The following is a 13,826-nucleotide window of genomic DNA, read 5'->3' as shown; positions in this document are numbered from 1 at the left end:
ACTTATATGGGAGGCTTCCTCAATTTATCTTTATGTATAAATCTATTTTTGAAATTAACTAAAAATTAATGCGAAAATTGAATCAATAAAATGATATGGATTTGCTACAATCGCGCGGTCTTTGCGGTTGTTTAAAATAGATAAAGAATTTTAAAGAGATAACGAGGTGCGGTTTGAAGATGGAAATTGCGGGTGCTGTACTGGCGGCTATCTTCTTTGGTAGTTTTGTGTTGATAAGTAAAAGAATACGGAAGCAACCTTGTGGTGCGAATGAAAAAGCATGCCCAGTGAACGCATTAGAACCAGAATGTATTTGTGTACCCTGTAAAACGCTAGAAATTCTTTATCAAAATCAAAAAGGTCAAATGACCATTCGAGATATTGATGTTATTCGGGTATATCAAGAAAAACAGCATTGGTATGTGGAAGCATTTTGTCATTTGTTAAATGAACAGCGTATTTTTGAAGTCGAAAAAATTAAATGTCTAAAATGTCCTAAACATTGTTCACGTTTAATTAATTCAACTGAAATTCTAGAATATTTAACCAAACACCTTGAATGATCATTGGAATATTTTCTTATTTTTTATTCATTTCTTTGCTATGAGTAGTTTATTTCAAAGCAGACTTTTTCTTTATTTGGAAGGGTGAAAATAACTTCGTGTAATTTTTGGAATTAATATTCAAGAGAATACTTGTTTTTTTTAGATAGGTTTTTAATTAGTTATTGATAAATCTTGTTTATTTCTATTTTCTTTCGTTGTATTCAGCATTTGATATGCCCCCATCATGAGTAATCAGTAAATGTATCATTTCAATATTTTCTTGAGTGCTATGCCTAAGCGACACAAGTACATGACTTAATCATCAACGAATAATGATAAAAATTAGCTAAAAGCGTGTGCAAAATAATCAACAAATGATACATTTATGTATAATATTGTGACTTATTTATCATTTATTGTAAATTTTGTGAGTGTTTGCTTTATGCAGGGGATGACAACAAGAATACATCGCGCGTTATTGGGGGGTGCATCGCTATTATTGGTCGGTGTTTGTCATGCTTTTCCTCAGCCTGGAAGCTATATTTCCAACGTTGCATCTGGGGACTATACCGATGAGATGGGCAACCTCTTATTGGTTAATTCCAATCCTGTGGCATTAGAGGTGCAAAAAACATATTCCCTAACACTGGTACAAAATCAAAACCAATATGGTGCTATAGGCGGGGTGGTGAATCTTCCACACGTTCTCACCAATACAGGTAATACGGCTGATCGATATACATTAAGCCTAGTGCAAAGTAGTAATGATAATTTTGATTTAAGTCATGTAAAGGTCTATGCAGACCGCGATCAAAATGGTTTACCTGATAATACCGAAGACTTATTGGTCGGTTCAATTGAGCTGAATGCAGGGCAATCTTTAGCAGTTGTGATTGTGGGGAGTATTCCTACCACGGTGGCTTTTAATCAGCTTAGTAGTTTAGACCTTACAGCCATTAGTCAGCAAAATATTACACTTTCTGCACAAGTCACAGACACGATTCGCGTTGTGGATGATGCCGTGATTTCTCTGGTGAAGGCACAAAGTACAAGTGAAGGTAATATTGGTGATTTGATTACCTATACTTTGACCTATCGAAATACAGGGACAGCAACACGTCGCGTCGTATTGCAAGATGTATTGGATGATTCTTTAGACTATGTAACAGGCTCGGCACTTTGGAATCAGAATACCACCGCACTCACCGATACCAATGATACTGAAGCATCTGCCAATACAGGAATTGCTTATCAATTTAAACCTGATGGGAAGAGTTTGGAAGCCAGTATTGCCGCTGTTGCACCTCTAACATCAGGCACGCTGAGCTTTAAAGCCAAAGTGAAACAAGGTGCAGCGAATAAAATTCCAAATACGGCAGGTTTTGTACAATACGACACGGATAACACCACAGTAAAACTGAGCAGCTTTTCCAATACCGTGATCTATAACTTGGCCGCTGTCTATGGAGTGGTTTTAAATAATAAATCCAGTTCAGCAACGAATGGTGGGAATCCCAATAGCAGTCCTGATAACTTAGTCATTCAAGCCAGTTTAAAACCTGGGCAAGAAATATTTTTTAATAACTATGTGTGGAATATCGGCAATACCACAGATACGTATAATTTAAGTTACAGCTCAAGCAATCTACCGAGTTGCGCCAAAGTTAATTTTTACACGCAGGATGGGAAAACTTTACTCACGGATACCAATGGTGACGGTAAAGTTGATACAGGTTCGATTTCAAATGCTGCGGTAAAACAAATTCAGGTTGGGGTATCTGCATCTACAGGTTGTAGTAGCAGTGTCAGCCATATCAATATTGATGTGGTTGCAACCTCGATTGCTTCAAACTTAGTCTCGGACCCGATTCGTAACCAAATTACGACCTTAACGGTCGTGTCCAGCAGCAGTGATTTATATAACGCGGATCAGTCAGGTTTGGGCGTAGGTGTCTTGGATAACTTAGGTCAAGCTTTACGCACGGTTAAAGTGGTTTCGGGTAAAGCCGTTTTTCCTTTGGTCGCAAAGAATAATTCAAACCAAGCCAATAACTATAATTTGTATGCATCCTTTAGCCCTATCGATGTCGCCAATATTGTACCGACCAGCAAAACGGGCTTTAGCGTCAAATTTTATGAAGGTGATGCAAGCTGTCAAACAGTTGGTAAGCAAATTACCAATACGGGAACCTTAGCCGCAGGGACAAGCAAAGCATATTGTGCAGTGATTGATGTTGATGCCAGCCAACAGAATTTTACAGCTCCAATTTGGTTTGCGATTCAATCACCCATCAATCAACAGGCGGACTCCATTAAGGATCAAATTGAAAGTAATGTTGCGCGCTTACTTACTCTGATCAATGATCAGCAGGGACAGGTGGGTGTTGGTGGGACGATTGTTTATGTGCATACATTAAAGAATCTGGGCAATATGGCGGAAGGTGAGAATGCAGGTTCTCAAGTGAACCTTAACGTGGTTCCGCTGAAAAATGATGGTTTTGTCTACAGCCTTTATTACGATGTGAATAAAAATGGTCAAATTGATAGTGCAGATCAAATTATTAGTGCAACAACCAGTTTAAATCAGCTTTTGGGCAGTGCAGGTTTGCCACCTCAAACTGACATTCAACTCTTACTTAAAGTTCAGGCAGCACCTTCGGCAACAGAAGGGGTGGTGAGTCAGGCGGATATTTTAGTTGAGATTTCTGATTTTAATGGCATTCATTTAGACAACTTAAAAAACACAGATGTGACTACGGTAGCCACTGGGCATTTACAGTTATTGAAAACACAAGCAGTGAATAGTGGCTGTATAACCAGTGATCTAGCAGCTTTGAGCTATACCACCCAGTTGGTTTCAGTTAAGCCAAATCAGTGTGTGGCCTATAAACTCACACTCAAAAATGATGGTAGCTCTGTGGTGAAGAATGTGCAGTTTAATGATGTTGTTCCTGCCTATACCAGCCTTGTTGGGCCACCTGTGATTGTGCCGACAGGGGTGGACCTTTCTTCAGGTGAGAAAGTTTCAGCTTTGGTGAGTAGTTTAGATCCAAATCAAGAAGCCAATTTCTACTTTGTTATTCGTGTTAACCCTTAAGCGTAGGCTCGGAAAATGTTTGCAGAAAAGAAAATGATTCGAAATATGCGTATTGCCATGCTGAGCTTATTGGGGGCAACAGCATCGACTTGGGTTTTTGCTGATGCTTTGGTCATCAGTAACATGGCTGTGGGGGAATACAAAGAAGAAGGCTCTACTGTGGTTCAAGTGGCACGTTCCAACTTGGTTCAAACCACGGTGATTCCTGTGTATAACCTGAGTTTGAAAGATAACCGAACGGAATATGTACGTCCGGGGCAGGCGGTTTATTATCATCATGTTTTAACCAACACTGGGAACGAGCGTGATCTTTATAATTTGTTGGGCAGTCAAATTGCAGGGGGAAGTTTTACCCACAGTAATATTGAAATTTATTTAGATGCCGATCGAAATGGTGTTGCAGACAATAATACGCCGATTAGCCAATATAGCTTAAATGCTGGAGAGACAGTTGCACTGATTATTAAAGCAATGATCCCTTCATCAGCAGCCGTAAATAGCTTCAGTCAGATTCAACTCACAGCAACCTCTACACAACAACCCAGCCTGACTCAAAATAATATTGATACATCACGAATCACCGATCAGGCGGTGCTAAATTTAACCAAGAGTTTTGATAAAACAAGCGTCGTAAATGGTGATATTGCAACTGTCCGTTTAACCTATTTCAATAACGGTAATAACAGCGGTGTAGTGAATATCAGCGACCTGCTGGATACGACTCAGTTGACCTATGTGGCAGGTAATGAAAACTGGAATGGGCAGGCACTGAATTCTGCGACAGGCAGTAATGACCCGACAGGAATCAATTATTACCTCGATAGCGATGGTAAAACCATTCGTGCACAGATCAGCAATGTGCCTGCAAATGCGCAAGGCTATATTGAGTTCCGTGTTCGTGTGGTGCGTACAGCACCTGGCGAAATTCCAAACTTGGCCAATATGGACTACGACCATGACGGTCTTTCCACCACTGCAAATTTAACCACACAGTCGAACACTGCGGTATTAAGCATTAAGCCAATCTATGGGGTGGTGATTAATGCTGCCGAAAATAGTGTGAGTGGTAATGATTTACTAGAAAAATTAGGGATAAGTAGTGGTGGTACGGTTCTTTTTGAAAACTATGTTTGGAATACAGGAACGGTAGCAGATCGGTTCAATTTAACGTTTAACAGCCATAATTTACCGACAGGTAGTGTATTGGAATTCTATCGTGCAGATGGCGTGACCCCATTATTTGATACCAATAATGATGGCATTATTGATACTGGAGCGCTCGATGCGGGGGCTAAGCTTCCGATAATTGTGAAAGTCACTTTCCCCACAGACTATGTAGATACAGCCAATACCACATATAACATTGTACCTAAAGCACAGTCAATTTTAGACAGTACCAAAACAGATACGGTACAAGATCGGACTTCTCTCATTCAAAGTACTGCTTCTCGCCTAGTTGACCTGATCAATAGTCCAGAAGCTACGGCAAATGGTACGGGAAATGGCAATGTGTCCAATGGTGGTTCGCCTTGGAAAACCTTAGCAGGGGGAAATAACCAAACAGTAGTGTTCCCACTTACGGTGCGTCATACAGGTCAAGCGACCACATATAACTTTAGTGCCGATGCCGATAATAATTTTACGACAGTCGCATTGCCTCTTGAAATTAGTTCAGTCCGTTATTTCTCGACAGCAACGACAAACTGTTCAGTACTTGGGGCAGAAATCTCTTCAACTCGTTTGTTAGATAATGATGAATCGCAGCTTTATTGCGCCGTGGTGGAAATTCGTGCAGATGCTCAAAGCACAAGCCAGCCAATTCCGATTTATTTTAAAGTTGCTTCTTCAAATCTCGTTACGTCAGCACCAAGTAATGGTTATGACGTAATCCATAATGCCATCACGATTAACTCAAATGCGAGTCAAGGTGGAGTGAGTTTAGAGCCTGATTTGCGTGGGCAAATTGCGCCGGGCGGCAGTATTGTTTATAGCCATAGCCTAAAGCCGTGGGGAACTTCGGTATTGTCTGCAACGGACAGTTTAAGCATTGCCAATGATCGAACAGGTTTTACCACGACGCTTTACTACGATGCCAATAATGATGGGCAGTTAGATGCTTCTGATCCGATGATTCAGAATTTATCAGTTGTAAATAGTTCTATTTTAAGCAGCAAAGCGCCTATTCGTATCTTTAATAAAGTTGAAAATACCGCGTATAACACTGTTGGAGTCGTGAATACTTCCATCATTAGCCTAAAAAATAGTGCTGGGACGATATTAGATACGGCAACAGACATTACAACTATAACCACTGCGCCAGTCCGTTTGAGTAAGTTGCAAGCTAAAGATAATAATTGTGATGGCGTAGCGGATGGCGCGTATACCTCAAATGTATTGCCGATTACACGCAATGCAGATGGTTCAGGACAATGTGTTTTGTATCAATTAACCGTGAAGAATTTGGGCGCTTCTGCGATTGGTCGATTTAATTTTTATGATTACACGCCTGAAGCGATGGTCATGAGTAAAGCACCAAGTTGTAGTACATGTGAATCTGGTTCGCTTAGTGCGCCTGCTCTGGGGCAAATGGGTGCAATTAAAGCTTCTGTTGCAGCAATAAATAGTAATGAAAGCCATAGCTTAGAGTTTGGAGTGAAGTATGTGGGGAACTAAAATGAAATGCATTCAGAAAAAAGTTATGGCTTCTGTTGTGCTTTCAGCAGTAGGGATTTCCTTGACGCATGCCTTGACTCCACTCAGTGATAATCCAATCCCCATTGCTCGTTTTGAGGTTATTGGTGCAAACACGCCTACAATTGTACAAGGTGATGTGGGTACACAAACCATTACCATTAAAAATTTTGGACCATCCGCTGCGACAGCGACAAAAGTTGAAGTTAGGGCGGCTCTCACTACGGGTGTAAGCATCAGTCAGGTTCGGACAGCATCTAATACGTGTACATTGGCCAACTCAATTTATACTTGCAGTATTGGTAGCGTTGCAAATGCTGGCACATTTGATATTTATGTTGATTATTCTGTCGCTTCGACGGCCCCTATTTCAAGCGCGACGCAACAAACAACCATTGCGATTTCCAGTAATGAGGTAAACCCTGGCAGTGGGGTGGGTGAAAGTATTCATCGAGTTTGGGGGCAACCAGGAAGTACTCAAACAACTAATCCTCAAGCTTATGATGCTTTTTGGGCGGGTCGTAATACAAGCCAAACAATATGTAGTGGTTCTGGATGTGGAACTTATGCGGAGGAGACAAGTGCTATTTTAGGTGCATGGCCTGTAAGTAATAAAAATCCGATTGGTCAATATCTATCAGCCTCTATGCCTAGTAGTAATAGTGGAGATAGTTATTTTACCAATTTAGCTACATCCCCGAATCCAACATTTGTTGAAGCAGTCTCGAATTTAACGACTTATCAATATAGAAATGTTTTATTACCCACGGTGAGTGCAACGAATAGTCGTGTGAATAACTTGCGTGCGTGGGAATTTGAAACTTATGTTTATATTCCTGCATCCACCAGTAGTGTGAGTGCTTGTGTTGGAAATTCTGGGGCTGAAGTGGATGATGGGGCATATATTTCGATAACACCTCCATCAGGTTCAGCGACCGTGATTCAAGACCCAAGGGATAGCTTCCAATCGGGTGTTAGATATGAAGTCGCTACTACAATTTCAACAGGCGGTTATTATAAAGTTAACTATCGAATGCTTAACCAAAATACTTCAAATAAGTATTCGCAAGGACAGTATGGCCCCATTGGAATGTCCTTTTCAGGTGGAACATGTAGTAATACGGAATTGCAACGTCTAACAGAAACAGGTTTTGGGACAGCGATTACGGTGGCTAAACGTAGTGATGATTTGGCTATTAGTAAAACAGTAGATAAAACTGTTGCTCAGGTTGGAGATGTAATTACCTACACGTTAAAGGTCTGGAATCAGGGGGAGAAAGCGATTTCAAATATTACTGTAGCCGATTTAATTCCTGATAATTTGGCTGGTTTATATCGTTATTGCGTACCAAGTAGTGCCTCAGTGACTTGCCCGACCGTGTCTAATCCTGAAGATTCCAATCAACTGAGTGCTACAATCAATACATTGCCTGTAGATAAAACAGGGAATAGCAACTTCTTAAGTTTTATTATTTCAGGCTTGGTCTATAAAGAGCCTGTATCATCCAACCAAATTACCAATACGGCCACAGTTAACTCAGCAGAAGCGAAAGAAATTGATTTAACCAATAATACAAGTACAGTGAGTACAACGGTAAGTAAAAGTACGCCAATCACTAGTGGCAGTTCACAAAACCAATGCGTATCTGGTCAATCGGCTAATTTGGTTTCAGACACAACTTTTAAAGCATATTTGTCTGATAATGCGAGCAGTCCTTATGATAATGCTTTGAAAACAGCGGGGACTAACCCGACGATTGTGCCAAATTCAGTCATGTATGGTACGGGCGCAAATGGTGCATTGCAGTTAAAAGGGCGTTTAAATTGGTCAAATGGTAGTCCTAAAGCAAATACCAGTGGGGCAACTTTAAAAATTATGGTCGATGGCGTTGTTTATGCCGCTCTTGTCACGCCTGCGAAAAGTTCAAATACTCGAGCTTCATTTACAGCTTTTAATGGCGCACAAGTGGACACTGCGGATTATGCGATTGGCTCGTATGGCACTGACCCAGTGGCTATCAATTTTACGATTACTTTACCTACAACAGTAACAATGGCCAAAATAGTGCGGACCGAATTCCAAAATATTCGGCCAAATACCAGCACGTATGTGGGGGATGATATTGGAATTGGTTTTAATGAACTCAATGTTTGTCTTAAACCGACTTTCGAAATGAATAAAGTGTCTGAAAATGGCACAGACAGCTTCAACTTTAGTGCTTTTACAAACTTGAGCAATGCCAATGCTGAAACCATTACCAGTGGTGAAGTGGTCACAACAGTAGTTGGGGCTGCACAATCGGTTCGTTTAAAGAAAAGTACATCCCCCGTTGAGCAAGGTTCATTATTGGCTTATGCAACACCAAACACAGCCATCAGTTTTACTGAATCGACATCGACTTTATATTCACTTAAAAGTATTGAATGTACAGATACCAATGCAGCCATTTCAGGAAATAGTACTGCCAATTTGGGGGGCGTAAATGGTTTGACCCAAACCATACCGGCAGCGAATGTGAAATTTGCCGCTAAACTCGTTTGTCGCGTGACCAACAGTAAAAAAGCAGGTTATGTATTTTCGGGGCGGGTGTTTAACGATAATAGCGGTACAACTTCGGATGTTTCCAAGGCGTATAACGCGATTGTAGATGCAAGTGAAGTGGGAATTGCAGGGAGTTTTGTTGAACTGCAAGATTGTAGCAGTAAGGCCGTTTTGGCTTCTACAACCAGCAATGCCAATGGTGATTTTAAAATTCAAACCTTAGATGACGTATTTGCTGGGCGAAGTAATGTTTGTTTGGTACAGCGTAATTTGACAGGTTTTGATTCGGTGAGTTCTGCAAAAGCCAGTAGCGTGACAGCGACAGCCGACATCAGTAATGACTTCTTTACCATTCCTAAAGCTGCAAATGTGACCAGTTATGATGGTTTCTTGTTTGGTGATGCCGAGTTGCAGTTGGTCTTAACACAAAATGGGCAGAAAACCATTGTGGCCGGTGATGTGGTGGATTATCCACATGAACTCAGTGCGAAAAGTGTGATGAATGTGCTGAATTTAACTGAAACTAAAGAGCAACAGCCTGCAAACAATCAGCCTTGGCAGAGTTTGATTTACGTGGATAGCAACTGTAATGCACAGTTAGATCAAGGTGAGAATTTGTTCACCAGTCGCGTATTAAAAGCCAATGAAAAAATTTGTTTGATTCAGCGAGTAAATTCACCTACTACGGCACAAGGTGGTGATCGCTTTATTGCGAGCTTCAAGGTCAATGGCAAGGCGACTTATACCGCTGCGACGACCAAGGAAAGTAATAGTGTGAATGATATTACAACGATTGGCACAGCAGGTCTCAATATGAGCAAACTGGTGCGAAAAACATCTGCATGCCCTGCACCGAGCAATGATTCAACGCCGTTTACTGTAACGAACCAAGCTGCAAAAGGCGATTATTTGGAATATCAAATCACCTATACCAATAATTCAAATAAAAACTTGGTTGATATTGTCCTTAAAGACAGTGTTCCACTAGGAACAGTTTATGGAGCCATGTCTTGCAGTGTTTCAGGATGTCAAACTCAAGAAAGTTCAGGACAGTTAATCTGGACAATTCCGGGTGTATTGGCGCCTAAGCAAAAGGAGCAAGTCGGGTTCTGCGTGCGGATTCCAAACTAGTTTTGATTTTGGGTGAATACAATAAGGTCGGGTCATTTTATGGAGCCGACCTTATTTTTTCTGTTAGATTTGCTATGTAAAATATTCAATGCATTGCTTGAAGCGGTCAGATGAGTTGAAACTACCAGAGTTGTGCCAAAATTAATTTAAAATAAACAATAAAAACAAATGCTTAATTTTTGATAATACTTCAATTCCCCTCTGAAAATAATTGAATCATCACGATTAGTTTTACATTGTTTCTTTGTGTAAAGTCACTGTTTTTATGAAAATTGATGATAAACAGTCATTTATTTCCAATATTGTAAACTTATATAAATAAATTTAAAAATCAAGGGTGAACCAGTTAACATTTTTTTTATAAAATGTATGGTGATGCGTTTGTTTTTTGTTTAATATTGCTTTGAGCTTTGCAACATTAATTTACTTAAATGTGATTAATGTCGCAAATATGTGCATTGGGTTGCAGTGGATAAAATCATGTTAAACAAAAGAACTACGCTGAAAAAATTGATGATGGGTTTAATGCTTGCAGGGGGGGCTGCTCATGGAATGGCTGCCGCTACGACATCAAATGAGCCTGTATCAATTCAGTTAAAAGCATTCAAAAAAGTTGTAGACAGTAAAGGGAATGCACAGTTTCAAGCTGCAAACTCAATCAAGCCTCAAGATGTAATCGAGTATCGTGCGACTTATACCAACAACACGACACACAGCATTAAAAGTTTAAAAGCAACCTTACCAATTCCAGCAGATACTCAATATTTAGGCAACAGCCTGCCTTCAGGCGCACTTGCCAGTACAGATGGCGTTAACTTTGCTGCGATGCCATTAAAGAAAAAAGTAGATGGAAAACTCGTCAACGTTCCACTCAAGGAATATCGCGCTTTACAGTGGCAAATCATGGAATTACCTGCCAAGAAAACAGTAACTGTTAGTGCGCAAGCCAAAGTAAATGCATCAAACGATTAATTTCTAAATTTTATACACGTCATTTTGATGGGGTCGGGGGACTCTTATGCCTATGAATTTGAAGAACACAAAGCGAAATAGCCTTTATGTGTCAATTGCGACAATTTTAGGGGGCTTTGCTTTTTTCGCGACAGGTGCACATGCAGCAGCACCAGCCGCAGGAACAAACATTAGTAACATTGCAACAGCATCGTATGTAGATGGTACATCGACCACACGTACTGTGACGTCAAATGAAGTCAAAACGACTGTTTTACAAGTGGGTAGCTTTACACTCGAGCAAAACCGTACCGCAACTGCCAACCCGAATGGTGTCGTGACTTTATCGCACGTATTGACCAATACAGGTAACGGAACGGATGAATTCACGCTGAATTTAGCCAATGTGGCTGGAGATAATTTTGATTTCTCCAACATTGCGATTTATTTAGATGCAAATAAAGATGGTGTGCCAGATAACGGTACGAATTTGGCAGGTCAAAAAGTTACCTTAAATGCTGGTGAGTCTGTAGGCTTGGTCGTGGTGGGTACAACTGCCGCAACAGCATCAGCAGGTAATTCTGGTCAATTAGAACTGTCTGCCGCAAGTAGTTACATTACAGTCTTAGCGGACAAAACCAAACTGAATACTGATACCGTAACGATTGTTACTGGTGCGGTCATTCAAGTGACGAAGTCTGCCAATGTAACCGCCGTTGCACGTGGCGATACCGTGACTTATGAATTGACTTATAAAAATACGGGTAATTCCGATGCAGCCAATCTAACCATTGAAGATATTTTACCTTCAGGTGTGACCTATGTTGCAGGTTCAGCACGTTGGAGCGGTCAGACCGCGGCATTGACCGATGCGACTGGTGATGAAGCGGCAGCAGCAGCGAAGTACGAATTTACCAATAATAAAGTTCAGTTAGTTCTTGCTTCTGTAGCGCGTAACAGTACTGGCAAGTTAACCTTCCAAGTGACGGTTGATAGTGCTGCTCCTGCAGGAAAAATTACCAACATCGCGACATTTGACCCAGATGGTCCGGGTACTGAGACGTCTCAACCAACCAACCCATATGATGTAACTGTACAGTCTACCTATACGGGTACGATTAACGATAACGCAAGCGATACGTATTCGGATGCGCAAAAAACAAGTGATCCTACTAAGAATGACTTGATCGAAACAACAGCGGTTCAAGGTTCTCCAGTTTTATTTGGGGCATCAAGCGCTACAGAAGATATTTGGATTCACAACCTTGGTAATGTCGCTGAAACCTATAACATTACAGTTAATAAATCGGCACTGCCTGCGGGTTCTATTGTTGAGTTATTAAAGTCAGATGGTAATACACCGTTAACCGATACCAATGGTGATGCGAGTGTGGACAGTGGTCCATTGGCTTCAGGTGGTCACCTTGAAATCTCTGCACGTATTACGTTGCCAAATGGTTATACAGGTCCAATTACAGCACCTGGTTTGGATACAATCTTAACCATTACACCAGTGCACGCGCCTGCATCTTCAGATACTGTGACTTTAAGAATTAGCAACATCACAGCGTCAAAAGTTGATTTGAGCAATGGTAAAGGGAATAAAAACTATACGGAAGATGATACGGGCTTAACAGGTGAAGGGGCTTACGTTTCAAATAATGTGGTAACCACGGTAACAACTAAACCTGGCGTTGCGGCGACCTTCCCAATTGCGGTAACGAATTACGGTTCAACATCGGACAACTATAACTTTGGTACTGAACAAGCATTACCATCGGGTTGGACTGTTGAATACTTTGTTGCCGATGCCAATGGTGTTTGTTCAGCAACGAAAGTAACCAATACGGGTGCAATTCAGCCAAATACAACGGCATACTTCTGTGCCAAGGTGACTCCGTCTACGGATGCAACACCTGCCAATAGCCAAGATATCGTCTTCACCATTAATTCACCTGCAACAGGTTTAACAGACAAGATGAAAGATCACTTGACTGTAGAAGCAGTACGTGGACTTTCATTCTTGGCGGATCAACAAGGTCAGGTCGCACCGGGTGGTACGATTGTCTATAAACATACCTTAACCAACAACGGTAACGTTGTAGAGGGTATTGCTGATGGAACATTACCGATCAGCATTACACATGACCCTGCAACTAATGGTTTTGTGACTTCTGTTTATGTGGATAAAAACAACAACGGTATTGCAGACACGGATGAGTTGGTTACTGATATTCAGAACCTTAACAAGTGGTTAATTGCAACCAATGCTGCAGATGGTCTTTCTCCAAAAGAAAGTATCAATATCTTGGTGAAAGTTGAAGCGCCAAGTAATGCAACAGCGGGTCAAGCCGATTTGTCAATTGTGACGGTTACACCGACTGGCGCATTAAATGGTACGGCTGCTCCTGCTGCTGTCACTGTGACAGATAAAACCACAGTCAACATTGGTCAAGTCCGTCTGGAAAAAATGCAAGCACTAGATGCGGCATGTGACGGAACACCAGATGGTGGCTTTGGAACATCTACACTTCAGGCGAAACCAGGTGCTTGCATCATTTACCAAATTAAAGCGGTGAATGATGGTAATCAGGCAGTAACGAAAGTTGAGATTACCGATGCTGTACCAAGTTACACCACTCTAGGTTCGTCGCCTGCGGCTGCGCTAGAGCCAGTATCAAAAGGTACTGTGACCAATACGGCAAACAACTTGAAGTCATCTCAATTTGATTTGGCACCGTCTGAAACGGTGACGATGAAGTTCAGCGTTAAAGTTGATGCTCAATAATTAAGTCAAAACATTAATAACTATTTATGTGGATAGGCATCCTTCAGTGCCTATCCCTTTAAACCTGCTTTTGCTCGGTAT

The 13,826-nt window shown here is 41.1% G+C and carries 6 protein-coding genes; all 6 read left to right on the top strand.

Going from position 1 to position 13,826, the window contains the following annotated elements:
- Positions 1-179 precede the first annotated feature (179 nt).
- The 6 genes from DCO44_RS07085 to DCO44_RS07060 all read left to right on the top strand — a co-directional run bounded on the left by DCO44_RS07085 (position 180) and on the right by DCO44_RS07060 (position 13,745).
- Positions 180-563 carry a WYL domain-containing protein gene (locus DCO44_RS07085; protein ID WP_116760427.1) on the top strand — a complete coding sequence of 128 codons (384 nt, stop codon included), beginning with the start codon at positions 180-182 and terminating at the stop codon, positions 561-563.
- Between the two features lie 433 nt (positions 564-996).
- Positions 997-3,642: an isopeptide-forming domain-containing fimbrial protein gene (locus tag DCO44_RS07080; RefSeq protein ID WP_165815693.1), complete on the top strand. Its 2,646-nt coding sequence runs from the start codon at positions 997-999 to the stop codon at positions 3,640-3,642.
- A 15-nt stretch (positions 3,643-3,657) separates the two neighbouring features.
- Positions 3,658-6,315 (top strand): DUF11 domain-containing protein, encoded by a 2,658-nt coding sequence (locus DCO44_RS07075; RefSeq protein ID WP_116760423.1) that lies wholly within the window; start codon positions 3,658-3,660, stop codon positions 6,313-6,315.
- Positions 6,302-10,006 (top strand): DUF11 domain-containing protein, encoded by a 3,705-nt coding sequence (locus DCO44_RS07070; RefSeq protein WP_116760421.1) that lies wholly within the window; start codon positions 6,302-6,304, stop codon positions 10,004-10,006. The genes DCO44_RS07075 and DCO44_RS07070 overlap by 14 nt, the downstream gene beginning before the upstream one ends.
- Before the next feature lie 480 nt (positions 10,007-10,486).
- Entirely contained in the window at positions 10,487-10,978 is a 492-nt protein-coding gene (locus DCO44_RS07065; RefSeq protein ID WP_116760419.1) for a hypothetical protein, read from the top strand.
- Positions 10,979-11,024: 46 nt separating this feature from the next.
- Complete coding sequence (locus tag DCO44_RS07060; RefSeq protein WP_116760417.1) at positions 11,025-13,745, top strand: DUF11 domain-containing protein; 2,721 nt, start codon at positions 11,025-11,027, stop codon at positions 13,743-13,745.
- Positions 13,746-13,826: the final 81 nt, after the last annotated feature.

The organism is Acinetobacter sp. AM (assembly GCF_003105055.1).
Taxonomy (GTDB): Bacteria; Pseudomonadota; Gammaproteobacteria; order Pseudomonadales; family Moraxellaceae; genus Acinetobacter; species Acinetobacter tibetensis.
Note: the sequence above shows the minus strand (reverse complement) of the source record. Positions and strands in the feature narration are given on the sequence as shown.